At 54.1% G+C, this 26,764-nt stretch carries 30 protein-coding genes and 1 pseudogene; 16 read left to right on the forward strand and 15 right to left on the reverse strand.

Annotated elements, in window-relative coordinates:
* Positions 1 to 100: 100 nt before the first annotated feature.
* The gene (locus IV01_RS13480) at positions 101 to 649 is read left to right on the forward strand and encodes a cupin domain-containing protein (RefSeq protein ID WP_032628450.1); all 549 of its coding nucleotides are present in this window, start codon (positions 101 to 103) and stop codon (positions 647 to 649) included.
* Between the two features lie 172 nt (positions 650 to 821).
* Complete coding sequence (locus tag IV01_RS13475) at positions 822 to 1,244, forward strand: c-type cytochrome (protein ID WP_032628451.1); 423 nt, start codon at positions 822 to 824, stop codon at positions 1,242 to 1,244.
* 164 nt (positions 1,245 to 1,408) lie between these two features.
* Here the strand turns inward: IV01_RS13475 and IV01_RS13470 are convergent, their stop codons facing one another.
* Positions 1,409 to 2,467, reverse strand: coding sequence for an aminopeptidase (locus tag IV01_RS13470; RefSeq protein ID WP_032628452.1), 1,059 nt, complete (start codon positions 2,465 to 2,467; stop codon positions 1,409 to 1,411).
* A gap of 92 nt (positions 2,468 to 2,559) precedes the next feature.
* On the opposite strand from IV01_RS13470, the gene IV01_RS13465 reads away from it, so the two are divergent.
* A complete protein-coding gene (locus tag IV01_RS13465) occupies positions 2,560 to 2,973 on the forward strand; it encodes a hypothetical protein (RefSeq protein ID WP_080290297.1) in 414 nt (137 codons plus the stop codon).
* A 3-nt stretch (positions 2,974 to 2,976) separates the two neighbouring features.
* On the opposite strand, the gene IV01_RS13460 is transcribed toward IV01_RS13465, so the two are convergent.
* A complete protein-coding gene (locus IV01_RS13460; RefSeq protein ID WP_032628453.1) occupies positions 2,977 to 3,210 on the reverse strand; it encodes a DUF1161 domain-containing protein in 234 nt (77 codons plus the stop codon).
* A gap of 128 nt (positions 3,211 to 3,338) precedes the next feature.
* Positions 3,339 to 3,770, reverse strand: a complete 432-nt coding sequence (locus IV01_RS13455) for an OsmC family protein (protein WP_032628454.1) — start codon at positions 3,768 to 3,770, stop codon at positions 3,339 to 3,341.
* Positions 3,771 to 4,016: 246 nt separating this feature from the next.
* Between IV01_RS13455 and IV01_RS13450 the strand changes: the two genes are divergently transcribed.
* Positions 4,017 to 5,018, forward strand: a complete 1,002-nt coding sequence (locus tag IV01_RS13450) for an LLM class flavin-dependent oxidoreductase (protein WP_032628455.1) — start codon at positions 4,017 to 4,019, stop codon at positions 5,016 to 5,018.
* 379 nt (positions 5,019 to 5,397) lie between these two features.
* Here the strand turns inward: IV01_RS13450 and IV01_RS13445 are convergent, their stop codons facing one another.
* Both IV01_RS13445 and IV01_RS13440 read right to left on the reverse strand, forming a co-directional pair.
* Entirely contained in the window at positions 5,398 to 5,622 is a 225-nt protein-coding gene (locus IV01_RS13445; RefSeq protein ID WP_032628456.1) for a DUF1161 domain-containing protein, read from the reverse strand.
* 159 nt (positions 5,623 to 5,781) lie between these two features.
* Positions 5,782 to 5,997 (reverse strand): dodecin, encoded by a 216-nt coding sequence (locus IV01_RS13440; RefSeq protein ID WP_032628457.1) that lies wholly within the window; start codon positions 5,995 to 5,997, stop codon positions 5,782 to 5,784.
* Between the two features lie 167 nt (positions 5,998 to 6,164).
* Here IV01_RS13440 and IV01_RS13435 point away from each other — a divergent pair, with 167 nt between their 5' ends.
* The gene (locus IV01_RS13435) at positions 6,165 to 6,491 is read left to right on the forward strand and encodes a DUF883 family protein (RefSeq protein ID WP_032628458.1); all 327 of its coding nucleotides are present in this window, start codon (positions 6,165 to 6,167) and stop codon (positions 6,489 to 6,491) included.
* A 22-nt stretch (positions 6,492 to 6,513) separates the two neighbouring features.
* Here the strand turns inward: IV01_RS13435 and IV01_RS13430 are convergent, their stop codons facing one another.
* On the reverse strand, positions 6,514 to 7,413 hold the full coding sequence (locus IV01_RS13430) for a LysR family transcriptional regulator (RefSeq protein WP_032628459.1): 900 nt from the start codon (positions 7,411 to 7,413) through the stop codon (positions 6,514 to 6,516).
* Between the two features lie 124 nt (positions 7,414 to 7,537).
* Between IV01_RS13430 and trpB the strand changes: the two genes are divergently transcribed.
* The 3 genes from trpB (at position 7,538) to IV01_RS13415 (ending at position 10,206) form a co-directional block, all read left to right on the forward strand.
* The gene (gene trpB, locus IV01_RS13425) at positions 7,538 to 8,767 is read left to right on the forward strand and encodes a tryptophan synthase subunit beta (RefSeq protein WP_032628460.1); all 1,230 of its coding nucleotides are present in this window, start codon (positions 7,538 to 7,540) and stop codon (positions 8,765 to 8,767) included.
* Positions 8,764 to 9,576 carry a tryptophan synthase subunit alpha gene (trpA, locus tag IV01_RS13420; protein WP_032628461.1) on the forward strand — a complete coding sequence of 271 codons (813 nt, stop codon included), beginning with the start codon at positions 8,764 to 8,766 and terminating at the stop codon, positions 9,574 to 9,576. The genes trpB and trpA overlap by 4 nt, the downstream gene beginning before the upstream one ends.
* 123 nt (positions 9,577 to 9,699) lie before the next feature.
* Positions 9,700 to 10,206, forward strand: coding sequence for an anti-virulence regulator CigR family protein (locus IV01_RS13415; protein WP_032628462.1), 507 nt, complete (start codon positions 9,700 to 9,702; stop codon positions 10,204 to 10,206).
* A 128-nt stretch (positions 10,207 to 10,334) separates the two neighbouring features.
* On the opposite strand, the gene IV01_RS13410 is transcribed toward IV01_RS13415, so the two are convergent.
* Positions 10,335 to 10,667 (reverse strand): DOPA 4,5-dioxygenase family protein, encoded by a 333-nt coding sequence (locus IV01_RS13410; RefSeq protein WP_032628623.1) that lies wholly within the window; start codon positions 10,665 to 10,667, stop codon positions 10,335 to 10,337.
* A 96-nt stretch (positions 10,668 to 10,763) separates the two neighbouring features.
* On the opposite strand from IV01_RS13410, the gene IV01_RS13405 reads away from it, so the two are divergent.
* Positions 10,764 to 11,342 (forward strand): NAD(P)-dependent oxidoreductase, encoded by a 579-nt coding sequence (locus IV01_RS13405; RefSeq protein ID WP_032628463.1) that lies wholly within the window; start codon positions 10,764 to 10,766, stop codon positions 11,340 to 11,342.
* Positions 11,343 to 11,479: 137 nt separating this feature from the next.
* On the opposite strand, the gene IV01_RS13400 is transcribed toward IV01_RS13405, so the two are convergent.
* The gene (locus tag IV01_RS13400) at positions 11,480 to 12,430 is read right to left on the reverse strand and encodes a choline sulfate utilization transcriptional regulator (RefSeq protein WP_032628464.1); all 951 of its coding nucleotides are present in this window, start codon (positions 12,428 to 12,430) and stop codon (positions 11,480 to 11,482) included.
* A 115-nt stretch (positions 12,431 to 12,545) separates the two neighbouring features.
* Between IV01_RS13400 and betC the strand changes: the two genes are divergently transcribed.
* The 3 genes from betC (at position 12,546) to IV01_RS13385 (ending at position 16,785) form a co-directional block, all read left to right on the forward strand.
* Positions 12,546 to 14,051: a choline-sulfatase gene (gene betC, locus IV01_RS13395; protein WP_032628465.1), complete on the forward strand. Its 1,506-nt coding sequence runs from the start codon at positions 12,546 to 12,548 to the stop codon at positions 14,049 to 14,051.
* A gap of 47 nt (positions 14,052 to 14,098) precedes the next feature.
* On the forward strand, positions 14,099 to 15,025 hold the full coding sequence (gene choX / locus IV01_RS13390) for a choline ABC transporter substrate-binding protein (protein ID WP_032628466.1): 927 nt from the start codon (positions 14,099 to 14,101) through the stop codon (positions 15,023 to 15,025).
* Between the two features lie 191 nt (positions 15,026 to 15,216).
* Positions 15,217 to 16,785, forward strand: coding sequence for a SulP family inorganic anion transporter (locus IV01_RS13385; protein ID WP_032628467.1), 1,569 nt, complete (start codon positions 15,217 to 15,219; stop codon positions 16,783 to 16,785).
* Here the strand turns inward: IV01_RS13385 and aroE are convergent.
* Together aroE and hemF are read right to left on the reverse strand one after the other, a co-directional pair.
* The gene (gene aroE, locus IV01_RS13380) at positions 16,782 to 17,603 is read right to left on the reverse strand and encodes a shikimate dehydrogenase (RefSeq protein ID WP_032628468.1); all 822 of its coding nucleotides are present in this window, start codon (positions 17,601 to 17,603) and stop codon (positions 16,782 to 16,784) included. The two genes, IV01_RS13385 and aroE, sit on opposite strands and share 4 nt — an antisense overlap.
* A gap of 164 nt (positions 17,604 to 17,767) precedes the next feature.
* Positions 17,768 to 18,685, reverse strand: coding sequence for an oxygen-dependent coproporphyrinogen oxidase (gene hemF, locus IV01_RS13375; protein ID WP_032628469.1), 918 nt, complete (start codon positions 18,683 to 18,685; stop codon positions 17,768 to 17,770).
* A 330-nt stretch (positions 18,686 to 19,015) separates the two neighbouring features.
* On the opposite strand from hemF, the gene IV01_RS13370 reads away from it, so the two are divergent.
* Positions 19,016 to 19,993, forward strand: a complete 978-nt coding sequence (locus IV01_RS13370) for an NADPH:quinone reductase (protein WP_032628470.1) — start codon at positions 19,016 to 19,018, stop codon at positions 19,991 to 19,993.
* A gap of 138 nt (positions 19,994 to 20,131) precedes the next feature.
* Here IV01_RS13370 and IV01_RS13365 read toward each other — a convergent pair whose 3' ends face one another.
* Both IV01_RS13365 and IV01_RS0125030 read right to left on the reverse strand, forming a co-directional pair.
* Positions 20,132 to 20,689, reverse strand: a complete 558-nt coding sequence (locus IV01_RS13365) for an L-threonylcarbamoyladenylate synthase (protein WP_032628471.1) — start codon at positions 20,687 to 20,689, stop codon at positions 20,132 to 20,134.
* A 36-nt stretch (positions 20,690 to 20,725) separates the two neighbouring features.
* Positions 20,726 to 21,154 (reverse strand): annotated as a pseudogene (locus tag IV01_RS0125030) (DNA-processing protein DprA); the annotation flags it as partial.
* An 82-nt stretch (positions 21,155 to 21,236) separates the two neighbouring features.
* Here IV01_RS0125030 and IV01_RS13360 point away from each other — a divergent pair.
* From IV01_RS13360 to IV01_RS13350, 3 genes are read left to right on the forward strand one after another with little or no spacing between them, the layout of a single operon-like run.
* Positions 21,237 to 22,133 carry a TIR domain-containing protein gene (locus IV01_RS13360; protein ID WP_050507512.1) on the forward strand — a complete coding sequence of 299 codons (897 nt, stop codon included), beginning with the start codon at positions 21,237 to 21,239 and terminating at the stop codon, positions 22,131 to 22,133.
* A 29-nt stretch (positions 22,134 to 22,162) separates the two neighbouring features.
* Positions 22,163 to 22,576, forward strand: coding sequence for a hypothetical protein (locus IV01_RS13355; protein ID WP_032628472.1), 414 nt, complete (start codon positions 22,163 to 22,165; stop codon positions 22,574 to 22,576).
* A gap of 47 nt (positions 22,577 to 22,623) precedes the next feature.
* Positions 22,624 to 23,010 (forward strand): hypothetical protein, encoded by a 387-nt coding sequence (locus IV01_RS13350; protein ID WP_032628473.1) that lies wholly within the window; start codon positions 22,624 to 22,626, stop codon positions 23,008 to 23,010.
* A 108-nt stretch (positions 23,011 to 23,118) separates the two neighbouring features.
* Here the strand turns inward: IV01_RS13350 and IV01_RS26315 are convergent, their stop codons facing one another.
* The 3 genes from IV01_RS26315 to IV01_RS13340 all read right to left on the reverse strand — a co-directional run bounded on the left by IV01_RS26315 (position 23,119) and on the right by IV01_RS13340 (position 26,732).
* Positions 23,119 to 24,156 (reverse strand): replication initiation protein, encoded by a 1,038-nt coding sequence (locus tag IV01_RS26315; RefSeq protein WP_080290290.1) that lies wholly within the window; start codon positions 24,154 to 24,156, stop codon positions 23,119 to 23,121.
* Positions 24,157 to 24,403: 247 nt separating this feature from the next.
* Positions 24,404 to 26,176: a hypothetical protein gene (locus IV01_RS13345; protein WP_032628474.1), complete on the reverse strand. Its 1,773-nt coding sequence runs from the start codon at positions 26,174 to 26,176 to the stop codon at positions 24,404 to 24,406.
* Positions 26,177 to 26,507: 331 nt separating this feature from the next.
* Positions 26,508 to 26,732, reverse strand: coding sequence for a hypothetical protein (locus IV01_RS13340; protein WP_032628475.1), 225 nt, complete (start codon positions 26,730 to 26,732; stop codon positions 26,508 to 26,510).
* Positions 26,733 to 26,764 lie beyond the last annotated feature (32 nt).

Consider the following 26,764-nt stretch of genomic DNA (forward strand, 5'->3'; position numbering starts at 1 on the left):
CCGAACAATCAGTAACCAGTCCAAGTGTTGTAAATACTGAACGCTATTGCCATCATGGCGCTCAATTCGACCTTACTGATTGATTAGGGGGACTGCCGCATTGGACGTCGGTGAACGACTGCAATCCATTCGCAAACTCAAGGGTCTGTCCCAGCGCGAACTTGCCAAACGAGCAGGTGTGACCAACAGCACCATTTCGATGATCGAAAAAAACAGCGTAAGTCCATCGATCAGTTCGCTGCGCAAAGTGCTCGGCGGCATTCCCATGTCCATGGTGGAGTTCTTTTCCGAAGAACTTGAGCAGGAAAACCCTACGCAGATCGTCTATAAGGCCAGCGAGCTGATCGATATTTCGGACGGCGCGGTCACCATGAAACTGGTGGGCAAGGCGCATCCCAGCCGGGCGATCGCGTTTCTCACCGAGGTCTATCCGCCAGGTGCCGATACCGGCGACGAAATGCTGGTTCATGAAGGCGAAGAAACCGGCATCCTGGTGGAAGGCCGCCTGGAGCTGGTGGTTGGGCTGGACACTTATATCCTCGAAGTGGGGGACAGTTACTACTTCGAGAGCACCAAGCCTCATCGCTTCCGCAACCCGTTTGATGTCCCGGCGCGACTAATCAGCGCAGCCACGCCAGCCAACTTCTAGGCCAGAGCCCCCGCAAACTCAGGGCTTGGGCTTAACTCTCAGTATATCGAGCCGTTCGCTAATAACCTTTCTTATTGAAGGGTTGTTTCGGACTCTCATACGAGGGGCTATACTTTCGCCGCCTGCTAAACCGTGGCAGGCGAGCGTGAATAGTCACCATGAGGGTGTGAGCGTGAACCTAACTAATAAGATTCTTGCAGTTGCTGCCGCGCTGGCTTTTTGGGCGTTTAACGCTCAGGCGGCGACCAATGACGAGATTGCCAAGCGGCTTGAGCCGGTCGGCCAGGTCTGCGTTCAGGGCAAGGAATGCGCAGGCATGGAAGTCGTCGCCGCAGCAGGGGGCGGTGGCGCGAAATCGCCGGACGATGTCATCGGCAAACACTGCAACGCCTGCCATGGCACGGGCCTGTTGAATGCGCCAAAGATCGGCGACACCGCTGCCTGGAAAACCCGCGCCGATCAGCAGGGCGGGCTTGATGGCTTGTTGGCCAAGGCGATTACCGGCATCAACGCCATGCCACCCAAAGGCACATGCGCCGACTGCTCGGACGAAGAGCTAAAGGGCGCGATTCAGAAGATGTCGGGGTTGAAGTAACCCGCTCCGCCGTCCTTTGTAGGAGTTCACGAGCACCGCGAGGCAGCGATAGCGGTCTGTCTGATACATCGCCATCGCGGGCGTCGTAACCTCCGTGCGCTCCTACAGAGAATTGCAGCGTGTCAGATGCATCGCTTCGCGGCCGTCGTAACCTCCGACGGCTCCTACAGGGATTTGTGCAATTCCTCCAACCGCAGCCTACGCTCCACCATCGGCAAAGCGCCCAGCCGTTCAACTTCTGCATAAAACGCTGGCCAGTCGCCGTTCACCTTTTTGAACAGCGCCTCGAAGGCTGGCACCCATTGGGTGTACAGCCCGAAAGGTAATAATTTGGCGTTGTTCAGAGGCGAGTTAATCCAGGCGTCATAGCGCTTGTCCCCCGGCCAGCGCTGATCACGCAGGTCGCGGTATTCTTTGCGCAGCCTTTCAAACTCGGCAGCCTTGCGCTGGCGCATCAGTTCAGCGCTCAAAGGCTCACGGTAAAGCAGCCCCAGACGCTCCCGTGTCGCGATCACCAACCGGGTGAGCGCTTCGATCTGCTCCGACTGCTTGTCGCTCTGTGCCGTCAGGCCTCGTGCTGCACGCCATTGCCGCGCACCTTGCTCCTCCACGAAGCGCGCATAGGACTCGTTGAATTCTGTGTCGTCCTTCACGTAGAAACGCTGATGGGCCAACTCATGGAAAATCAGCGCCGCCAGCCGCTCATCTCCCCATCCCAGCATCGAACTCAGAATCGGGTCATTGAACCATCCGAGAGTCGAATAAGCCTCGACACCACCGACAAATACGTCCTTGCCTGCCTGACGCTGCAGTGCCGCTGCGCCTCGAGCGCCACCCACACTGTAATAACCGCGATAAGCCACGCAGCCAGCAATCGGAAAGCAATGGGTAATCGGTTGCAGGGAAAACTCTGGCGTAGCAAACACGTTCCACACCACATACGGGCGCTTGATGTCGGCATACAATCGGTAGCTCTGGTTATCGGGCAGGTGCAAATGGCTGCTGGCGAACGTCCGCGCCAGCTGTGCCTGGGCCAGATGCTGGCGCAGTTTGGGCTCGCGGCCGGGGTCAGCGATCACATCTTCCACCGGCTCCCGAGCGGCAAGCAGATGCAACTGCCCGCTGACCAACTGGTCGTAGTAATTGACGCTTGAGCAACCGCCCAATAGCAGCAAGACCAGTGCGGGCATAAGGCGCAGACGTAAAAGATTGAGACCGGGCATGGATCGCCTTAAAGTTCGAGACATCACCCGTTATGCCGGACACCTTGGGCATGACGCAACCATCATCGCGTTCCGTTCACATCGAGCCGACCATGCGCCCTCTATTGATGATCCTAGGATTGACCACCCTCGCCGGATGCGCAGGCCCGCTGCCCGCCGTCGACCCGCAGCAAGCCTGGGTGGACATGCGCACCATGACCGGCAAACTGGTGATGGCCGACAAAGTCGATGGTCAGACCACTTACGATGGACGTTACTTTCAGGTATCGCCGGGCAGCCACAAGCTGCAGGTACGCTACGACTATGAGATCCATTACGGGCTCTTCACGGCCATCGGCGATGAGTACACCGAACTTACGTGTTTCGTCGAGCTGAAGTACGACCATTTCGCAGCAGGGCAGCGCTATATGATCGAAGTCCGCTCACTGACCAACGACGTCACCGCCGAACTGCTGGACGCCCAGCGCAAGGTGCTGGCCGAGGAAAGTAGCGTGACCTGTATTTGAGGTTCAGCGATCGTTCTTCTGATAGATGATCTTGCGAGTGCCGTTGTCGCAGCTACCAACGACCATATTCTGGTCGTGCACTTCATCGTTGGTGACGATTTCCAGTGTGTAGGAGCTGACATTGTTGGCCTGGATCTTGGCTTCGATCTCAGCTTTGAGTTCTTCACAATCTTTCGGGGCCGCTAGGGCACCGGTGGTCAGCGACATGACCACAGCAGCTAATGCAAAACGTTTCATGCTCGACTCCTTCGATACAACTCGCAGCCTGCGCCAGAAAGGCTCTTGCGCCGAAACTGCCACCCTCACTAAACCAACAAGACCCGCTCAAGCCAGGCCTGAGCGGGTCATGGGATGCCGCACTTTGATCAGCTGACCAGAGTAGCGTCCAGCGTGATTTTAGCGTTCAAGACTTTCGACACTGGGCAGCCTTCTTTGGCCATTTTAGTCAGCTTGTCGAATTGCTCCTGAGTGGCGCCCGGCACTTTGGCCTTCAGGGTCAGGTGTACAGCGCTGATCGCGAAGCCGCCTTCAACCTGATCCAGCGTCACATCTGCGGTGGTATCGATGCTTTCTGCGGTGAGATTCTCGCCACCCAGGATCATCGAAAGGGCCATGGAGAAGCAGCCAGCATGTGCTGCGCCGATCAATTCTTCAGGGTTGGTGCCCTTGCCGCCTTCGAAGCGAGCCTTGAAGCCATAGGGCGCCTCACGCAGTACGCCGGTTTCAGTGGAGATACTGCCGATGCCAGTCTTCAGATCGCCTTCCCAATGTGCGGATGCTTTTTTGACAATGCTCATGATGTCTCCTCTTGGATGGTGTACAAGTTTTCACACGTCGATGAAGGTCTGAGGATAGCCGGGTTTATAAAGTTCAATTGTGGGAAAAGGCTACAGCTAAAGTAGTATTTTTCTACTTTAGGGGTTGAATATGTGAGATATGGGCTTATCCTCACTATCAACCGCGAGTTTTTGACCGCTGGCATTTTTGCTAAGCCAAGCCAGCCACCAGAACCGCAAAACACTTTCGAGGATCGTTAACGACCTATGAAACGTTTAGCCGATGTGAAGATTTCCACCCTCGATCTGGTGCCTGTGCGCCACGATAAAGGCCCCGCAGAGTCCCTGCACAACTCGCTGAATCTCGCCCAACATGTCGAAAAGCTCGGCTATAACCGCTTCTGGGTTGCCGAGCACCACAACATGGACGGCATCGCCAGTTCGGCCACCTCTGTTCTGCTGGCTTATCTCGCTGGTGGCACTTCGACCATTCGGGTCGGAGCTGGCGGTGTCATGCTGCCTAACCATGCGCCACTGGTGATTGCCGAGCAGTTTGGCACCCTGGCCAGCCTGTATCCGGGCCGCATCGATCTGGGTCTTGGCCGCGCGCCGGGTTCGGATCAAATGACGGCCCGAGCGCTGCGTCGCGAGCGCTCCGGCAGTGCCGATGATTTCCCGGACGACGTTGCCGAGCTGATGGCGTATCTAGGTCCGCGCACCCCTGATCAGCGAGTCATTGCCGTGCCGGGTTCGGGCACCAATGTGCCGATCTGGCTGCTGGGCTCAAGCCTGTTCAGTGCACAGTTGGCAGGACAACGAGGCCTGCCTTATGCGTTTGCTTCGCACTTTGCACCGCGCTACATGCGCGATGCCATCCGGGTCTATCGCGAGCATTTCCAGCCGTCAGCGGTACTCGACAAGCCTTACGTGATGTTGGGCGTGCCTCTGGTTGCGGCTGATACCGATGAACAGGCGGAATATCTGGCGACCTCGCTCTATCAGCGGATCCTGTCGTTGATGCGCGGCCAGACGCTGATGCAAAAGCCGCCGGTGAAAAGCATGGCCGGTTTGTGGTTGCCCCATGAACAGGCAGCCGTTGGCGACTTCCTCGGTCTGGCGATGGTGGGCAGCAAAGAAAAAATCCGCGCCAAGCTGGATGTGCTGCTGGAACAGACCGATGCCGATGAGCTGATTTTCACCTGTGACATGTATGAACACGCCGACCGGCTGCGTTCGTATGAAATCCTCGCCGAGGCTGCGCAAATCTGACTGGTTGGAGCCAGGCTTGCCCGCGAACCAGCCAATGCGGTTAGCCAGACATCCCGCGTAATCGTATTCGCGGGCAAGCCTCGCTCCCGGGGGTTCGGCGATCTTCCGTGGGAGCGAGCTTGCTCGCGAAGGGGACGGTACAGCCGCAACATCTGCAAGACTGAACCGACGCCTTCGCAAGCAAGCTTGCTCCCACAGGTTATGGGGATACCTGTTGAAGCTGGGCTTGCCCGCGAATCAGTCACGTCGATAAGCCCGACACACCCCGTCATCGTTATTCGCGGGCAAGTCGGAGTGCCGCCCACACGCTCCAACAGGCATTCTCGAGAGCACAAAAAAACCGACCCCATTGGGTCGGTTTTTTTGTATCTGCAATCGATCAGCCGCGCTGATACACGATTTCCTTGGCGCCGCCTTCACAGCTGCCGACAACGGTCTTGTCGGTCACGCTGCCTTTGTCGACGATTTCAAGCGTGTACGAAGCAGCGCCCTTGGCCTGAATCTTCGCGTCGATTTCCGCCTTCAACTCTTCGCACGGTTTACCGGCAGCCATCGCGGTGCCAGCTATGCTCACCAAACCTACCACCAATAGAAACTTTTTCATGGAAACACTCCTTCGTCAGGCCAAAACAGGTCGCTCATGTCTCGTGTACGTAGAAGGACCTGAAAAAATTTAACCACTTCAACGACTGTTCGCAGCAGCGGATTCTATGTGTCTAGCGCAGGATATGGCATTGAGCCAGTGCAAAAGTTCAGGTCTGGCTTAGCTGTTCGCGATTCTAAAACCGACTTTCAGCGTGACCTGGTAGTGAGCAACCTTGCCGTCTTCGATGTGGCCGCGGGTTTCAGCGACTTCGAACCACTCCAGATGCTTGATGCTTTTGCTGGCTTCAGCCAGCGCATTGTTGATCGCGTCTTCAATGGTGGTGGTAGACGAGCCAACCAGCTCAACTTTTTTGTACGTGTGATGATCAGTCATGGCAGTTCTCCAAAGGGCTCAATACGAGCGTAGCAGTGATGATGCGTATTACCTCTGTGGGGAAAATCAGCGGAAAAGTTCAGGACTTTGCACAAATGCAACCGCACTTTCCGAAAACCCTGTAGTCGGAAACAACACACGCCACTCACCATCGCAGGAGAAACATCATGGCTAGCACCTCACTTCGTAAAGCCTCGTTGCAAAGCATGGAAGCGGAAATCGAAAGTCTGCTCAAATCGCTGGAAAGCCTGAAATCCGATGCTTCGGACGAATCGCGCAGGACCCTCAAAAGCCTGAAAGCGAACGCTGAAAGCGCGCTGAGCCATTCGCGCAGCCTGCTCAGCGATGTTTATGAAGACGTCAAAGTCAAAACCCGTGAAACCAGCGTCGCTACTCGTGACTATGCTCAGGAGCACCCATGGACTACTGCTGGCGTTGCCGTCGGTGCGGTAGGCCTGTTGGCTGCTTACCTGTTGTGCAAACGCGGCAATTGATCGCCGCGCGGCTCTGATCGAGCTAGGGTTTTCCCGAACGTTTCAGCTCATTTTTTAGCCACTTGGCCAAAGATTGAGCGCGCCCGTCAGCGGCACGTTTGGGAACCCATAACGCCAGTTGCGCCGGGGTTTCGCTGAAGCCCCATGGCGCAACGAGGCGACCGGCCCGCAGGTCATCCACGACCAAGGGTTCCGGAGCAATCGCCACACCCAGGCCAGCCACGGCCGCCTCCAGCAAATAATACAAATGCTCGAAACCCTGCCCATAGCGCAGCGCTTTTGCGTCAACGCCATTTTGCCGTGCCCAGCTGGGCCAGGCCTGCGGACGTGACGTGGTCTGCAGCAACGTTTCGCCGAGCAATTCCTTTATCGGTGCATTCTGCAATTGCGCGTAGCGGGCGAAATGCGGGCTCAACACCGGCCCGATTCGTTCAACGGCCAATTCGAACACTTGCATGTCCGCTGGCCACGGTGGCTCGGCAAATACCAATAAAGCGTCCAACCCAGGACGACGGGGGTCGAGATCACCTTCGCCGGCCGACAGGTGCAAGCGCAGATCTGGCAGGTCAGCATTCAAGCGACCCAGGCGCGGGATGAACCAGCGCGCCAGCAAACTCCCGGAACAGCCCAGTACGAAAGGCGCATCGGCGCTGCCCTGGCTGATTTCCGCGCAGACATTACGCAACCGGTCGAAAGCATCACCGCTGGCGTCTCGCAGTCGAATGCCTGCATCTGTGAGTTTCAGGCCGCGCCCATCCTTGACGAACAGGGCGGCGCCCAAGTGTTCTTCGAGCACTTTAAGTTGGCGGCTAACAGCACCGTGGGTGACGTGCAGCTGTTCAGCCGCCTGACTGACGCTATTCAGACGTGCGGCGGCTTCAAAGGCACGCAGGGCATTCAGAGGAGGAAGATCGCGGCTCATGGTATCTGTGAGTTTTCCTGACAGGTTGCAGCGATCTTATCGGTTTTCATCGGAGTCGGCGCTGGTTAAAGTGTGTTCATTGCCGATTCGGCTCACTCATTCGCTTAACGACCCTGGAGGTCACATGACCCAGTCCAATTACAGCAGCGGCCCAGACGCCAATGGCCTGTTCGGCTCATTCGGCGGCCGCTATGTTGCCGAAACCCTGATGCCGCTGGTGCTTGACCTGAACCGCGAGTACGAAGCCGCCAAAGCTGACCCGGAATTCGTCGAGCAGCTTGCTTACTTTCAACGCGATTACATTGGCCGTCCGAACCCACTGTATTTCGCTGAACGCCTGACCGAGTTCTGCGGCGGCGCGAAGATCTACTTCAAGCGCGAAGAACTGAATCACACCGGCGCGCACAAGATCAACAACTGCATCGGCCAGGTTTTGCTCGCCAAGCGCATGGGCAAGAAGCGCCTGATCGCTGAAACCGGCGCTGGCATGCACGGTGTTGCAACTGCCACCGTGGCAGCGCGTTTCGGCCTCCCTTGCGTGATCTACATGGGCGCCACCGACATCGAGCGTCAACAGGCCAACGTGTTCCGCATGAAGCTCCTGGGCGCTGAAATCATCCCGGTCACCTCAGGCACCGGCACCCTCAAAGACGCCATGAACGAAGCCCTGCGCGACTGGGTCACCAACGTTGATGACACCTTCTACCTGATTGGCACCGTGGCTGGCCCGCACCCGTATCCGGCGATGGTTCGTGACTTCCAGTCGATCATCGGCAAGGAAACCAAAGCACAACTGCAGGAAAAAGAAGGCCGTCTACCCGATAGCCTGATCGCTTGCGTCGGCGGCGGCTCCAACGCTATGGGCCTGTTCCATCCGTTCCTGGATGACAGCAGCGTGGAAATCATCGGCGTCGAAGCCGGTGGCCATGGGGTCAACACCGACAAGCATGCCGCCAGCCTCAATGGCGGGGTACCGGGCGTGCTGCACGGCAACCGCACCTACCTGTTGCAGGATCAAGATGGCCAGATCACTGACGCGCATTCGATTTCTGCCGGTCTCGACTATCCGGGCATCGGCCCTGAGCACGCGTTCCTGCACGAAGTGAAGCGTGTCGAATACGTCAGCATCACCGACGAAGAAGCCCTGGAAGCATTCCACCATTGCTGTCTGCTCGAAGGCATCATCCCGGCCCTGGAAACCGCTCACGCCCTGGCTGAAGCCATGAAACGCGCCACCAACCTGCGCGACGACCACTTGATGGTGGTCTGCCTGTCCGGTCGGGGTGACAAAGACATGCAAACCGTCATGAGCCACATGGCTGCCGCCGAACAGAATCAGGAGAAGCTGGTATGAGCCGTCTCGAACAACGTTTCGCCCAGCTGAAAACCGAAGGCCGCGCCGCGCTGGTCACCTTCGTCACGGCTGGCGACCCTGGCTACGATACGTCGCTGAAAGTCTTGAAGGGTCTCCCGGCGGCCGGTGCCGACGTGATCGAACTGGGCATGCCGTTCACGGACCCCATGGCCGATGGCGTGGCAATTCAGCTGGCAACCTTGCGCGCACTGGATGCCGGTCAGACCCTGCTGAAAACTCTGCAAATGGTCAGTGAATTCCGAGTCGACGATCAGACCACGCCCATCGTGCTCATGGGTTATTACAACCCGATCCACCGTTTTGGCGTCGAGAAGTTCGTGGCCGCCGCCAGTGAAGCGGGCGTCGATGGTTTGATCATCGTCGACTTGCCACCTGAGCATGACGCCGAACTGGCCACTCCGGCTCAGGCCTCGGGCATCGACTTCATTCGCCTGACCACGCCAACCACCGACGATGCCCGCTTGCCGCGTGTACTTGAGCGCAGTTCCGGCTTCGTTTACTACGTCTCGGTTGCCGGCGTAACCGGTGCAGGTTCGGCGACAATGGAGCACGTTGAAGGCGCAATCGCCCGTCTGCATCGCCACACCAGCCTGCCAATCTGCGTCGGTTTCGGCATTCGCACCCCTGAGCAGGCCGCGGCAATTGCACGCTTGGCAGACGGTGTGGTGGTGGGCTCGGCACTGGTGGACAAGATCGCCAATGCCGCTTCCCCAGAACAAGCCGTCGACGACGTGCTGAGCCTGTGTGCGGCCCTGGCCAATGGCGTGCGCGGCGCCCGTATCGGCTGAAGGTAAAGTTCCTGATACAAAGGAATCAATGCACCAGTTGATGCACTAACTGGTTAGGCAAAGGGGTTCAAGGCTGATGTCTTGAACCCCTTTTTGCCGCATCGATTTTTTCAGGAGCAGCACATGAAACTGCCGAACCGTTTGATTGCCGGGCTGGGTGTGTTGATGATCAGCGCCAGTCCGCTGTTGCAAGCAGCGCCGCCAGATCAGCGCGGCGGCCCGGACGATAATCGTCAAGGCCAGCAACAAGGACCGGGGCCCCAAAGCAAAGGTGGTCACGATCAAGGCAATCAGGGTCCGCCAGGCCGTGGCAACGACAATCGGCCGCAACAGCAAGCGCATCAAGACAACCGGGGCGGCAATCGACCACCGGAGAACTTTGATAACGTGCGCAACACCATTCAGCAGCATCGCGACGTGATTGGTCGTGGTCAGCCGCTGCCGCCGAACATCCATGTCGTCAAAGGCCGCCCGCTGCCACCTGGTTACGGCAAACGCCTGGACAGCCGTTCGCTGCAACACCTGCCGCATTACGACGGCTACGAATGGCGCCGCATGGGCACTGACGTGGTGCTGATCGCGGTCGGTACCGGGATTGTTTATGCGATTCTGGATGGCGTGCTGAACTGATCGAATAATCGTCCGAATTGAAATACCTCCTGTAGGAGCTCACGAGCAACGCGAGGCAGCGATGGCGGCCTGCCTGATACACCGCCATCGCGGCCTCGCGCTGCTCGTGCGCTCCTACAGAGTCTGCGTTACCTTTTGAACATCCCCACATCGAGCGGCCTGACCGCCCCCATCCACATCGCATGCTCGGTGTGATCGGCCAGGTCATCGCCCGTCAGCGGATGGATCAGCACTACCAATCCGCCACGACTGAGCGCCAGCCACAGCATGACGTCTGCAAATTGCCCATGGTCGAACGCCAACTGGCAACTCCAGTCCACATGTGGCCCTACTAGCCGCTCGTGAATCCTGCCCATCGCGACGCCAAAATTCTCCGCAGCGGCCTCGCATAAGGCACGGGCTTGCTCAATGGTGCCCTCGTCAAAGTACACATGGGCGTGATAGCCCTGAATCTGGGACATTTGCGTCATTGCTCCGCTTGAAATTGGCTGAACGCTGCATCAGGCCGTGAGTCTGAATCTTTATGTGAGTTATCCACAGACCTGGATCAATTTTCCATGAAGAATGCAGAAACGCCCGTCGTGAAAATAGTCCTGTTCGGCGCAATCAGCAGCCTGGGCAGCGCGCTCATGGCCGAAATGCTCCGCCGACAGCACGAAGTGATCGCCATCCTCGATGACCTGAACGCCCTGGCACCGCGACCGGGGTTGAGGACGAAGGTCGGCAGCTTGCTCGACGCCGATGCCGTCTGCGAGAGCATCGCCGGCAGTTCAGTGGTGATCTGCCTCCTGGACGCCAGCCCGGAACCTTCAGAGCCGTCGGATGTTGTTCGATTATTGCTCACCTCCATGCAGCGGATGGGCATCAAACGTTTGATCCTGATCGACGACTTCACAACACTGAACGACGCATCACCGCTGTCTGCTGTCCTCCAACAAACCCCCATCAACTGGACCCTGATCAACGCCCCGCAGGGCGTCGCCGGTTTGACCATCGAACACTTCAGCCAGATCAGCACCAGCCTCGAACCCGGCCTCGCACCCCCGCTGGAAAGACTGGCGCGAGTGGCGGCGGGTATCGCCGATGAGCTGACGTTGAATCTGCATAAGCGGGAAGTGGTGAATTTTGTGGTGTGACTGTTATGAGCCGGTCGGAATGCAGAACCTGTGGGCGAATTTATTCGCGAAGGCGACCTTCCAGGCTATACATCAGCGCCTCACACAACGCTTCGCGAATGAATTCGCTCCCACAGATGAGCATCCACTAACGGATTTCAGACCGCAATCGACGGCAGCGGCCTACCCGCTAACCCATCGCCACTGCGCGCCTGTTCACTCGCCAGCCAATCCACGAACTGCTGGACGATCTGTACCCGGCGTTTGCGTTGGGGCAGGACGACGTAATAGCCGTAGCCTGAAATAGCGGAAGGGGCGATGGGGCGGCAGAGGAGGCCTTGGTCGAGGAGGGCGTCTACCAGGTGGCGCCAGCCGATGGCTACGCCTTGGCCGGCGATGGCTGCCTGGATCAGCAGCGTGTAGTTATCAAAACGCAGTTGGCCAGGGGCCGGAGCCTGGGGGATGTTGAGGGCGCGGAACACGCCTGCCCAGTCAAACCAGTTGGCACTGCCTTCACCACGCAGGTGCAGCAGCGGGAATTCGCGCAGTACGTCGGTCGGCAACGGCGGTTCTCGGCCCGCCAGCAGTTGTGGGCTGCATACCGGAAAGACTTCTTCGCTGAACAGCCAGCGGCTCTCGCCCTGTTTGAAGCGCCCATCGCCAAACAGCACCGCTATGTCGATATCGGCGCGCAGCATGCTGTGGCTGCGTTCGCTGGTCACCAGGCTGACGTCCACGTCCGGATTGGCTTTGTGGAACCTGTGCAATCGCGGCATCAGCCAATAGGCCGCGAAGGCGAAGTCCGTCGCGACTTGCAGCACCTCGTGCTGGTTCTGATCGGTGACGGCAACCAAACCGGCGTCCATGGATTGCATACCGCTTTGCACATGGCTGAACAGCACTTCCCCCGCCTCGGTCAGTTCGATGCCCCGGTAGATCCGGTCGAACAGGCGAGTCGCCAGCTGTTCTTCAAGGCGCTTGATCTGCTGGCTGACCGCTGGCTGCGTGGTGCCCAGCTCAATGGCGGCGGCGGTGAAGCTGCGCAAACGAGCGGCAACTTCGAACGCACGAAGTAGATCCAGCGACATGTCACCGAGGGATTCAAACATAAGCTGTACTTATCCTAGGCATTGCTTTGCATGGGCTTTACCGTAAACCGCATGGGTCCCATCCTCAAGCACAGCACTTTCGCATAAATATTCACTATGGGATGCCGCGAAATTCATGAAGCGCAAAAACATTCTTTTTATCATGGCCGATCAAATGGCCGCGCCGATGTTGCCGTTCTACGCTTCGTCTCCAGTCAAAATGCCTAACTTGAGCCGCCTCGCCGCCGAAGGCGTGGTGTTCGATGCCGCTTACTGCAATAGCCCGCTCTGCGCGCCGTCGCGATTCACGCTGGTGAGCGGCCAGTTGCCGAGCAAGATCGGCGCTTATGACAATGCCGCCGAATTCCCGGCTGATATTCCAACCTATGCGCATTATCTGCGTCGTCTGGGCTACAAGACCGCCTTGTCCGGCAAGATGCACTTCTGTGGTCCCGATCAGTTGCACGGCTACGAAGAGCGTCTGACCAGCGATATCTATCCCGCCGATTACGGCTGGTCGGTCAATTGGGATGCGCCGGACGTGCGCCCCACCTGGTATCACAACATGGCGTCAGTGCTGCAAGCCGGGCCATGCGTTCGCACCAACCAGCTGGACTTCGACGAAGAAGTGGTCTTCAAGGCCCAGCAGTATCTGTTCGATCATGTGCGCAACGATGGCGATCAGCCGTTTTGCCTGACCGTCTCCATGACTCACCCACACGATCCGTACACCATCCCGAAACCGTTCTGGGATTTGTACAGCGATGAAGAAATCCCGATGCCGGACTACCAGCCGGACCAGGCCGATCAGGACCCGCATTCGCAGCGCCTGATGAAGGTCTATGATCTTTGGGACAAACCGCTGCCGGAAGATAAAATCCGCGACGCACGGCGCGCTTACTTCGGCGCCTGCAGCTACATCGACAGTAACGTCGGCAAGCTGCTGCAAACTCTTGAGGAATGCGGCCTCGCCGAAGACACCATCATCGTGTTTTCGGGTGACCACGGCGACATGCTGGGCGAGCGCGGCCTCTGGTACAAAATGCACTGGTTCGAGATGTCCGCCCGGGTGCCGCTGTTGGTGTATGCGCCAGGGCAGTTCAAGGCCGGACGTGTGAGTGCAGCGGTCTCGACGGCCGACCTGCTGCCTACTTTCGTGGCAATGGCCGAGGGTGAGTTAAACGAGGGGCTACCGCTGGATGGTCAGTCGTTGCTCCCGCATTTGCTGGGCGAGGGCGGCCATGACGAAGTGTTTGGCGAGTATATGGCCGAAGGCACCAACAGTCCGCTGATGATGATCCGTCGCGGCCCTTACAAATTCATTTATTCGGAGCAGGACCCGTGTCTGCTGTTCGATGTGCAAAACGATCCAAAAGAGCGTGAGGAGTTGAGTCAATCGGCTGTCCATAAGCAACTGTTCGATGATTTTCTGGCTGAAGCTCGGGCCAAATGGGATATACCGGCGATACACCGTCAGGTGCTCGCCAGCCAACGTCGGCGGCGCTTTGTCGCTGAATCGCTGGCACTCGGCAAGCTGAAGAGTTGGGATCACCAGCCGCTGGTAGACGCCAGTCAGCAGTACATGCGCAACCATATCGATCTAGACGATCTGGAGCGCAAGGCACGTTATCCGCAACCTTGACCCTGCCAAAAAACCAAAAAACCAGATCAAGAAATCAGGGGAAGTGAATGAAGACGGTTTCCAGAACACTCGTGATTGGTGTCATGGCATTGAGCAGCCTTGCAGCCCAGGCCGCCGAGCAAAGTTGCAGCACCGTGAAGATGGCTGATCCAGGCTGGAGCGATATTGCTGCCACCAATGCCATCGCCGGTTTTCTACTCGACGGTATGGGCTACAAGGCCAAGGTGGATACCCTGGCAGTGCCAATCGCATACGGTGGCCTCAAGGACGGGCAGATGGACGTCTTTCTGGGTAACTGGATGCCGGCGCAACAGGGCTTCTATGACAAGTTCATCGCCACTGGCGACGTCACCCAGCTGTCGAAGAACCTTGAGGGCACCGAATTTACCCTCGCGGTTCCGGACTATGTCTACGAAGCGGGCGTGAAGGATTTCTCCGACCTGAACAAATTCGCCGACAAATTCAAGAAAAAGGTCTACGGCATCGGCTCAGGCGCACCGGCGAACCTGTCGATTCAGGAGATCATCAAGAAAAACGAATTTGATCTGGGCGACTGGAAGCTGATCGAGTCCAGCGAACAGGCGATGCTGGCCGAAGTGCAGCGCAATGTTAAGCGCAAGGAATTCGTGGTCTTCCTGGGCTGGACGCCGCACCCGATGAACGTGCAGATCAAGGGCATGCACTACCTCACCGGCGGTGAGAAGTACTTTGGTGCGACGGGTTCGGTCTTCACCCTGACGCGCAAAGGCTATGCCGAAGCCTGCCCGAATGTCGCCAAGTTGCTGACCAACCTGACGTTCACTCAGGACATGGAAAACGGCATCATGGCTGACGTGGCGAATAACAAAGTCACCAACGCTGCTGCTGTGAAAACCTGGATCAAAGCCAACCCGGCCGTGCTGGAAAAGTGGCTCGATGGCGTGAAAACCATTGATGACAAGGAAGCGTTGGCGGCGGTGAAGGCGAAGTTGTAACTAGCGCCCACCGAATCTGTTGGAGCGAGGCTTGCCCGCGAACGGCTGCGCAGCAGTCGCAAAGATGGGAAGTAGAGTTCGTATGAAAGTCGTTCCGACTTTTTCGCGGGCAAGCCTCGCTCCAACAGGTATTGCGCCCCAACCGCCAACACCTCACCCTTACCCCTTCCGCAATCTTCCAAGAGCGTTTCATGGGTTGGCTCAACCGTCATAAATTCCTGCCTTTCCTGGCCTGGCTCCCCCGCCAGACTCGCACCAGCGTTGGCCGTGATGCGTTGGTGGGCTTGAGCGGGGCCATTCTCGCGCTGCCGCAATCTATCGCCTATGCCCTGATCGCCGGGCTGCCGGCCGAATATGGCCTGTACGCTGCCATCGTGCCGGTCCTGGTCGCGTGTCTGTGGGGCTCATCGTGGCACCTGATCTGTGGCCCGACGGCGGCCATCTCCATTGTGCTTTACGCCAGCATCAGCCCGTTGGCGGTGCCTGCCAGTCAGGACTACATCACCCTGATCCTGTTGCTCACCTTCATCGCCGGGGTATTCCAGCTATTGCTGGGAATGCTGCGCTTTGGCGCGCTGGTGAATTTCGTCTCTCATTCCGTGGTACTGGGCTTCACCCTTGGCGCGGCGGTGGTGATTGCGCTGGGGCAGATACCGAATCTGTTCGGCATCGATCTGCCCAGCCAGACCACCGCCCTGAAAAGCCTGATGGGCGTGCTGGAGCATCGTGGCGAGCTGGATATGCCTTCGTTGCTGTTAGGCCTGCTGACCCTGGCGCTGGGGATTGTCCTCAAACTGCTGGTGCCACGCTGGCCCACGTTGCTGATCACCTTGATTGCCGCCAGCCTGTTGGTCTGGTTATGGCCCGGGATGTTTGGGCACGTCCGGGTAGTCAGTGCCTTCGTGGGTCACTTGCCGCCGCTTAGTCCATTGCCCATGGATCTGGAATTGGTCCTCAGACTGCTGCCGACGGCCGTCGCGGTGGGCATGCTGGGTCTGGTCAATAGCCTCTCGATTGCCCGCTCGCTATCAGCGCGCTCTCAGCAGTTGCTCGATGCCAATCAGGAAGTCCGCGCCCAAGGCCTGTCGAATATGGCGGGCAGCCTGTTTTCCGGCTACTTGTCAGCAGGCTCGTTCACTCGGGCTGCGCTGAGCTTTGAAGCCGGCGCACGCTCGCCACTGGCGGGAGTGTTCTCGGCGCTATGGGTCGCTTTGTTCGCGGTGGCCGGTGCGTCGTTGATTTCCCATATTCCGATCCCGGCCATGGCGGCATCGATCCTGCTGATCTGCTGGGGCTTGGTGGATCGACGGGGTATACGGGCACTGTTCCGGGTCAGCCGTTCCGAGTTTCTGGTCATGGCGCTGACCTGCCTGGCGACTTTGCTGCTGGAACTCCAGACCGCCATCTACGCGGGCGTGCTGGCGTCGCTGTTCTTTTACCTCAAGCGCACGTCGCAGCCACGGGTACAGCAATGGCGCGATGGCGACGAGGAGATCATGCGCGTGGGTGGTTCGATCTTCTTCGGTGCCAGCCACTACCTGCAAACCCGTTTGCAGCGCACTGAAGGCAAACATGTGGTTATCGAGGCGCAGCAGATCAACTTCATCGACTACTCCGGCGTTGAAATGCTTCACCAGGAAGCGCGACGTCTGCGCACTCAGGATCGAACCCTGACACTGCGAGGGGCCAGGCCGCAGGTCATCGACGAGCTACGCAAGCTGGAAGGGGCAGAGAAATGCCCGATCCTGTTTAAAGACTAAACCGCTAGCTGTCGGCGCAGTTCGACCAGCACCGGGGTCGAATCCGGACGCACACCGCGCCACAGCAAGAACGCCTCGGCAGCCTGCTCGACCAGCATGCCCAGGCCATCTACCGATTGTGCAGCGCCATGTTCAGTGGCCCAACGGCAGAAGGCCGTCGGCTCTGCGCCGTACATCATGTCGTAGCAGAAGGTTTTACCCGGTTCGATCAGGCTCGGAGAGATCGGCGGCAGCTCGCCGGTGAGGCTCGCGGAAGTGGCGTTGATGATCACGTCCACGGACTCTTCCAGCCAATCGAAACCGCTGGCAAATACCGGCCCCAGATCAGCGAATTGCTGGGCGAGCAGCTCGGCTTTTTCCACGGTGCGATTGGCGATGACCAAAGCCGCAGGACGCTCAGCCAGCAGCGGCTCCAGCGCGCCGCGTACCGCGCCGCCCGCACCCAGCAGCAACACGCGCCTACCGCGCAGGCTAACGCCGCAATTGACGGTCAGATCCCGAACCAGACCGGCGCCGTCAGTGTTATCCCCCAGCAACGTGCCATCGGCCAGCTTGCTCAAGGTATTCACGGCGCCAGCACGCAGCGCCCGCTCGGTCAGGCTGTCGACCATGCGAAATGCCTGTTCCTTGAACGGCACAGTCACGTTGGCGCCACGGCCTTGGGTGAAGAACGCCTTGGCGAATGCAGTGAAGTCATCCAACGGCGCCAGCGCGGTGCGGTAATCCAGCTGCTGACCAGTTTGCTCGGCGAACAGGCCGTGAATCAGCGGTGATTTGCTGTGGCCGATGGGGTTGCCGAAGACGACGTAGTGGTCCATTGGTTTTCCTGGAGCATGGTTTGTGGACACAGCACTTCCCTGTGGGAGCGGTGCTTGCCCGCGATAAGGTTTAGGTGATCTATGGGAAAATCGCGGTGCCTGTATCGCGGGCAAGCACCGCTCCCACAGGGGGAATGCATTTCAATTGAAGACTGTTGTGGGGCTCACCCCAATGCCAACCAATCCCGATCCTGCAGGAAATACTCGGTCAGCCGTGCTTCCTCACTGCCCGGTACTGCTTTCCAGTCGTAGCCCCAGCGAACCTGCGGCGGCAGCGACATGAGGATCGACTCGGTGCGCCCGCCCGATTGCAGCCCAAACAGCGTGCCACGGTCGTAGACCAGATTGAACTCCACGTAACGGCCACGGCGGAATTCCTGAAACTCCCGTTGTTCCACGGTATACGCAGCAGCTTTACGACGGCGCACGATGGGCAGGTACGCATCGACGAATGCGTCGCCGATGGCGCGAATGAAAGCAAAGCTGGTGTCGAAATCCCACTGATTCAAGTCATCGAAAAACAGACCTCCGATGCCCCGTGGCTCGTTGCGATGCTTGATATGAAAGTAGGTGTCGCACCAGGCCTTGTAACGCGGGTACACGTCGGCACCGAACGGCGCGCAGGCCTGCTCGGCAACGCGGTGCCAGTGGATGCAGTCTTCTTCGACGCCGTAGTAAGGAGTCAGGTCGAAACCGCCACCGAACCACCAGACCGGATCTTCGCCCTCTTTTTCAGCAATGAAAAAACGCACATTCGCGTGGGAGGTTGGTACGTGGGGGTTGTGCGGATGGATCACCAGCGACACGCCCAGCGCTTCGAAGCCACGGCCCGCCAGCTCTGGCCGATGGGCACTGGCCGACGGCGGCAGGCCGCTGCCGAATACGTGAGAGAAATTCACCCCGCCTTTTTCGATCACCGCGCCGTTCTCAATCACCCGGGTCCGCCCACCGCCACCTGCTGGACGGGTCCAGGCATCTTCGACGAAAACGGCGTTGCCGTCTTCCTGTTCCAGAGCGTTGCAGATCCGGTCTTGCAGATCGAGCAGGTAGGCTTTGACGGCCTCAGTGCGGCTAGAAGACATGGCGATCCCTTAAAACTGACTGCAAAAGGCTCAGCCCCCGGACTTGAAGGGCCGCAGAGAAATTGGCGCGTAGCATAACAGCTCCGGCAGAGGCGCCGCAGTTGACGTGGGTCAAGTGAAGGAGTCCGATAGGGGATTCCCGCGCAGCAAACGGGGACCTGTAGGAGCGCGCTTGCCCGCGATAGCGTTGGTTCAGTCAAAAAATTATCGTTTGACCGGGCGCTATCGCGGGCAAGCGCGCTCCTACAGCGAGGTATTTCAATATCAGATACTTATCTAATGCCTGATAAGAACATTCACACCCTGTTCGATTGATCACGGAGAGAGCAAATGGCAAAGCGTATCCAGTTCAACACCACCGGCGGACCGGAAGTTCTCGAGTATGTAGACTTCGAACCCGCCGCGCCTGGCCCGCAACAAGTACGGGTGCGCAACAAGGCAATCGGTCTGAACTTCATCGAAACCTACTTCCGTAGCGGCCTGTATCCAGTGCCATCGCTGCCGTCAGGCCTGGGCAACGAAGGCGCGGGCATCGTCGACGCAGTCGGCAGTGAAGTGACGCGCTTCAAGGTGGGCGACCGCGTGGCATATGGCACCGGCCCGCTGGGCAGCTACAGCGAACTGCATACCCTGCCAGCCGATAATCTGGTGCACCTGCCGGAAGCAATCAGCTTCGAACAGGCTGCCGCCATCATGCTCAAAGGGCTGACCGTGCAGTACCTGCTGCGCCAGACTTATCAGGTAAAAGCCGGCGAAACGATCCTGTTCCATGCCGCTGCGGGTGGCGTGGGATCCTTGGCCTGCCAATGGGCCAAGGCGCTGGGCGCAAAACTGATCGGGACCGTGAGTTCTGCCGAGAAGGCGGCGCACGCCAAAGCCTTGGGTGCTTGGGAAACCATCGACTACAGCCATGAAGATGTGGCCAAGCGTGTGCTGGAGCTGACTGATGGCAAGAAATGCCCAGTGGTCTACGACGGCGTAGGTCAGGACACCTGGACAACATCTCTGGACTGCGTTGCGCCGCGGGGTCTGCTGGTCAGCTTCGGCAATGCCTCCGGCCCGGTCGCGGGTGTGAACCTGGGGATTCTGGCCAGTAAAGGTTCGTTGTACGTCACGCGTCCAACCCTGGGCAGCTACGCCAACAACCCGGAAAACCTGCAGGCCATGGCCGATGAGCTGTTCGCCATGCTCGCCGATGGCAAGATCAAGGTCGACGACATCCAGCAATACGCCCTCAAGGATGCCGCCAAGGCACAGATTGAACTGTCCGCCCGCCGCACCATTGGGTCGAGCATTTTGATTCCCTGATCTGAAGTAGCCTGCAAAAAAACCTGTGGGAGCGAGCTTGCTCGCGAAGACGGATTCCGACTCAAAGATATCGAGCGGATATATAGGCCTCTTCGCGAGCAAGCTCGCTCCCACAGGTTCAACGCCACCGGGGCAATCTCAACCCGCCCTGACAACCTGCCCAGTCGCCACATCCCTGATCGTGCTCGGATTGCGGCGGCCGCCCAGGGTGCCACCGAGCACTGCATCCACCTGCCCGCGAAAATACTGCTCGACGCGAATTCGCGTGCGGGCTGCGGGGCGGCCTGCGGGGTTGGCCGACGTGGAAATCAGCGGCCCAACCAGCGCGCACAGTTCACGGACGGTAGGGTGATCACTGACGCGCAGGGCGACGGTCTCATGAATCCCGGTAACCCATTCCGGCAACAGGTTCTGATGCGGAACCAGCCAGGTATTCGGCCCAGGCCAGGTGCTAGCCATGCGGTCGAGCCACAATTCCGGGAAGTCATCAAACAGAAAGTCGAACTGGCGAATATTGTCGGCCACCAGAATCAGCCCTTTATCCACAGGCCGTGACTTGATAGCCAGCAAACGGTATACCGCCTCCTCATCCCAGGGATCACAGCCCAGGCCCCACACCGCTTCGGTTGGGTAGGCAATTACCGCACCGGCGCGAATCTCGCGAGCGGCTTGTTGCACACGCCAACTGCTGATCATTTGCACTCTCCGCTAAACATTGCCGGCAGTTTACCCTCAGGGCGCCCGGGCAAACCATCGTCCTGCTTCACAAGCAAGACGCCCATCCAACTCCAACTCGGTCAATGCCGCCAGCACCTTGGGCAGCGGCCAACCACTAGAGTGAGCCAGGCCTTCGCTGGTCTGTGGCGCGGCATGCAACAGCGCCAACAATGGATGAGCGTTGAGGGGCTCAGGGGTAGAGTCGGCGGGCACAACCACCTGCCAGCCGCGCAGCGCTTCGAGGATATGCTCCACGGTTTCCACCAACACGGCGCCATCGCGAATCAACTGGTGGCAACCCCTTGCGCCAGGATGATGAATCGAACCGGGGATGGCATATACCTCGCGACCTTGTTCGGCAGCCAATCGCGCGGTGATCAACGAGCCACTGGCAACGCTGGCCTCGACCACCAGCACGCCAAGGGATAATCCGCTGATGATTCGGTAAACGATTTATCCGAGTGAAAAATCTAGCCAATTCACCTGCATGTACGCAACATGGTGGTGATGATGGAGGCATTTCGCTATGCTCAAAAAATGGTCAATTCGCCACGCACACGGATCGGTAAAAATGAGGAAACCTCGGGTATTTTTAGCATCTTCGGTTGAGGGGATGCCTGTAGCTGACGCTATCAATGAGTGCCTCGACTATGACGCCGAAATTGTGCACTGGAAGGCCGGGTTCAGTCTGTCCAGTAATACAATAGACAGTTTAATGGAAAAATCCCGAACGGTAGATTTTGCGATTTTCGTTTTCACTCCCGATGATATATCAACTATTCGAGAGCAAAGCCATATTGTAGCAAGAGATAACGTTCTATTCGAACTTGGTCTCTTCATCGGTATGCTAACAAAAGAACGATGCTTTATTGTTAAGCCTCGGGATATTAACCTTCATTTTCCTACCGACTTGCTAGGTCTAACTCCGGCTGACTACGATGGTAATCGTTCAGATAAGGACTTAACGCAGGCAGTTGGTGCGCCGTGCAACAAAGTTAAAAAAGAGATTGTTCGACTAGGTTTAGCTACTGATGATATTGAAATCATTAAAGCCCAAACTAAAAAAACCGGATTCAGTTATGAAGTGGGCGAAACCGAATTACGCTTACTATTAGAAGTGTTTGAAAAAGGCCTTCACAATGTTGAAGGTGTGATGTCTAGTGATATATTCAACAATGCTAACTCTCAAGAGTTCTATTCTATTGCTGTCATTAAGTTGGAACGGTTAGGACTTATTGAAAAAGAAGTGCGAGCAGACAACATGTATGAGTATTACACATACTCTATAACCCCTGATGGGCAAGAGTACATTTTAGCTAATGAAGCAAAGATAAAAGCTTCTCGAAAACCCAAGCCTGCTGTAAAGCCAACCAAACCAAAAGACAAAGCATTTGACTCTTTTGATGATGACATACCATTTTGACGCGTATAGTGAGTATTTGAAGGAGAAAAATGAAGCTACCTACAGACCTTAAAGTTTTAGACGCGATATACAAAGAGTATTATGAAGCGTATAGCAATTATCGGGAGGGAGAAGAAAACGGACGTGGCGGAAAAGCCTATATGCCAATAGACATAAAGCTCATTGCGTCACGACTGAACGTAGATGCAGGTATTGTTTTCGGGCGGCTGTATAATCATTTAAACAGACTTCACTCTTATGTAAATGATGACGAACGAAAATCGAAAGTGCCACTCTTTGCGTTACAGGTTGGCAGTGATGTTCACTGCATACACTTCCCACTGATGTCTTCGATTTTGGCAGGGCTAGAATCAGAGAAAAGTAAATTTCTTACAACCACTTGGATTTCAGGAGTTGCCATTATAGTTTCAGTAGCTGCTTTGGGTGTTAGCATATTTAAGTGAAACTGGATAGAAGTGCTACAATTGAGAGATAATAATCTCTAATTGATATGGAAGATGTCTTTAAATTCTTTGTGGTTCTCGGTGCGCTTTGCATTGCAGTAAACACTGGTTATTTTAAAAATAACGATGTTCAGCAAGGGACGGTTATCGAAGCTAAAATCTCGGCAAAGGATAGGCTGACTGACAAAGAGAGAAAAGAGTCTGTAAAAGCTTTTCAAAATGCAGCTAACGACTGCAAAAGTAAAGACTCATACAATGAACGAGGCAGTTCTATGCTTCAAATAAGCCACTCATTTAACTTCAAGAGTGGAAGCTGTGAAGAGTCTAAAACGCTTTGGACAATGCAAGACGAAAACTTTTGGAGAAATCCAGAGTATTTGAGTAGTAATGTGGTTATAAAAACATACACGCTACCAACAAACCCTTATTATTGACCAACATACACGAATAGATTGTTTTTTGAACTTTTTATAGTGCAAAGAGGGAGCCCCCCCCACATAAAGCCTCCCATAGGGCTATTATCCTGATATAGTTTAAGTCTCTTATTTAGTGCCACTTATCAGTCCTTGGCTTTTTTTCCTAAAATATGTTCTACGTGACATCCCTAACTCTTTCCAAGCCTCGACTTTTTCAGGCTGGACTGTTTCAGCTATGACGACTTCTTTTGTTTTATAATACCAAGATTTTGATATTCCCCTTTCTTCCCAGGGTTTTACCTCATCGTTATATATTTTAGGTCTTCCTCCGCCTTTCAGAGCTGATTGTCGGGCTCGATTACTCTTTAACTCATTCAGTCTTTCGACTGAGAAATTTCTAGATATAAAATTGTATACGCTATTGATAATGGTCTTTAACTCACTAGAACCCAATGGAGAGTCAAATGAATTGAGAAAACTTGCCTGCCATTCTAATTCAGCAAGAAAATTCTCATGTGCAAAATTTTTATAGGCCCAAATTCGTAAGTCATCAAAGAGCTGACAATTTCTGCTTGTCGAAAAACCGACATTCTTTTCTTTTGCCTTTTGTGCTTGTCTATATTGAGCAACAAGATTCTTATCTACAAATTCGTTCAAATAACCCAATTCATAGGGGGCGTTCTCAAAGGAAAATGTTTGCCAAGCTTTATTAAACGGATTTTTAGTCAAGGTAGCATTATAGGAAAGGTCCGCGCGCAACTTTATAGCAAGACCCAATTCAATGTCAGCAAAGTAATTTAGCGGCTTTGAGCGCCCTGATACATCAGCCTTTACAGATTTTTCAAGTATGTAAGTAATATGAGAGTGACCATTCGAAGGGTTTTTTACCACAAGATGCGGCGCTGGCAAATTGAGGTCATACCAGTCCATTGCGGATGTAGAGGTATCAACATCGAACAACATATAATGTATATGCGTCTTTGAGTTAGGCTGTATGTGTCGAGCTTTTAAAGCAATATTATGATTGGCTATTTTTTTTCCGAAATGATAATCGTCGGTATAATAAGGTTTAATTGGTAATTTAGACTGATAAATTTCCAAAGTTTTTTCTAGTAAGGTATTAGAATTTTTATTTAAAGTGTTACACTGAATAAGAGGGTGCATTGTTATAGTTATTTGGTAGTGCTTTAATTATAACTTTTAAAATTAAAAAGAAAGAGCCTAATGGCTCTTTTTTGTTGCCTGTGAATTAAGTTGTCGCATTTGTATAAGAATGTCGCATATATGAATAAGTGTCGCTTTTATGTAACTTTCAATTAAATAGAAAGTTATCCATATAAAAGCAAAGTCAAAAGCAAGTCTGCGACGCTTCCGCTTCTGACACCGCTGGTTGTAAGCTCATCAATCCATATCATGGCTTTATCGAATGGGTAGTATTTTTCTTTTGCTCACGATGCTGTTCAATTTCTTGTTCGTCAAATAGCTCCCTAGCAATTTCAACGTTTGATTTTTTTGTATTAAAAGCTTTGTCGAATATATCTACTTCTTTATCAATGTATAATTTTCTTTCTCGACGTTCGGGATGGTTTCTTTCTTCAATTACTTTCGCTTTGAAGCTTTGTGCTATCGGCTCTTTGGGTGTGAGAAAATCAATATCAATATATGTATCCAAAGCCTCGTCAGCTGTAAGACGAACAAGCTTTTCTATGCTTTCATCGAACTCCTTTAAATCGTTTGGTTCTCCCTTCATTTTTTTATTAAACATTCCGAAGGTGAATTTCTCTTTCCCCCATGCTTGTAGTCCCCACATGACCGTGAGGATTTCTCTAATTCCATCCTTAATCTGTGTCTTTGCTTTATTTACAATCTCTTGATAATTCGTAAGCATGTGATTGTATTTAGGTTCCATCTCATCAAAATCTCGCTTCATTTTATCGTAACGTTTAGAAAGTGGAGTTAATTCCTCATTCTTGCATTTCAACTCAATATTTGATTGTTTAAGATTAGAACTTTCATCACGAAGCGCTGGAAGGTTTTCATTTAAAGTGCATAGTTCTTTTCGCGCTTCGGAGATTGCTTTTTGTATATCTGATAGGTCTTTATTACTTTCTACCTTCTTGGCATTAAAGAAACTATATTCACGTTCGACTTTAGGCTTTTTAGCATCTGCTTCAATCAACGCCATTCGAGCATTATTTTCTTTTGTCTTTTCAAGTTTTTTTGCTTCAATATCGTACTTATTAAGCATCTTGTTTGAATGTTGATAAAACAACGTTTGGAAATATTGTGCTTGAAGTTTTTTTGCAGAATAATCTCTTTCTGAAAAATCTAATCTTTTAGCGTCAGGATATTCATCTTTTAGCTTTTCAATATTGTCATTTACAAAGTTCTTTTGCGCAGTTAGCAAATCGTATTTTCCAGTGCGTTGATTCTTTGCGTCTATGAAAATGTGAGGGTGATTTCCAACCTCGTCGCCGTGAAAAACGATTAGCTTTACTGGGTAGTCTGGAAAATTTTCCTTGTAGAACGAATGAATATTAGTCACCAAATCGGAAGTTGATATGTTGACGTTGTTGTGCGAAGGGATCTTGAAAAAAGCTTCTTGTATAAAAATTTTATTTCGAGAAATATCAGATTTATTTTCGATAACTTCATTGTGAAGCTCTAAAAACTTTCTGACTGTTTCAGTCTTTTGATTTTTACGGGCGAACTCAAATTGGGTTAAAGTATTAATCTCACTTTCTATCTGAACAGGGCTTTTTTCATCTCGAATTTTATCGAGAAAAATCTTTATCGGGTCGGTATTATCAGTGATTGATTTTGACCATTTATTTACTTTCGCTTTATACTTTCTTAACGTGTCAAGAGTCTCGGAGTTACTATCTTTTTGTTTTTGCTCGTCATTGATTTTACCGATAAATCCGGTTTGAATTTTTACTTTTTGCTCTTCTGTTAGACTGTCCAGTCGAACTGGTTTTGAACCTAAATGAGCCGCAAAAATTAAATTTGTATGAGCTAGGTCTTCATTCCACTCCAACGTTTTTGTTTTGTTTATTTTGTTTTTATCAGATGGGGAAATGCGGAGCGAGTGAGCGAGACTCTTTAGAAGCTTGGATTTTCCGAGTCTGTCATTTTGAAAATTTAGATGTTTGTAAATCATCGTTACTGTTTTTTTTGTAGCCATTATGTTCACCGGTTTTTTAGTTTTTTTAGTTTTCCTTTTGTGATTGATTTGAAAAAAATTATGAGCGATAGAGCGACATTTTTTGCAAAGCTATCCGAAGAAACTGGATAAAAAATAATGAGCGCCGCGATATTTTTTAGTCAGTTTCGTGTGATGTTTTTTGCACTTGCGTTGCTTTTGCTTTGGCTTCTGTCCTGCTGACAAGCACGAGTGAAACTTGGAGACTCATCTTTTGCGCAGCAAAAGTGTGTCGGAAAGTGTAGCGAGTTACTTATTACCTCACATATTTAGAATAACATATTGAAATGGCTAAATAGGGTGTTGAGAAGAATTAAGTATCTAGCTTCTCGACGGCAAACTTATACCCTATAGCCTGCAATGCTTTTTGAATAGAGACGAAACTGTCATCAAGATTTAGATCAATGCTTTTGACGCGGGCGATTGCTCTTATGCACGCTATCAGACCTTGCTGACTACCTTCCTCAATGACAATATTCAAGAGTGCTTGAATATCAGAATCACTGTTCAGATAATCCTCGATTAGAAACTCTTTCATAGAACTCACGCCTTAAATTTGAGTCCTCGAAA

It is taken from the genome of Pseudomonas syringae (assembly GCF_000737245.1).
GTDB lineage: Bacteria > Pseudomonadota > Gammaproteobacteria > Pseudomonadales > Pseudomonadaceae > Aquipseudomonas > Aquipseudomonas syringae_J.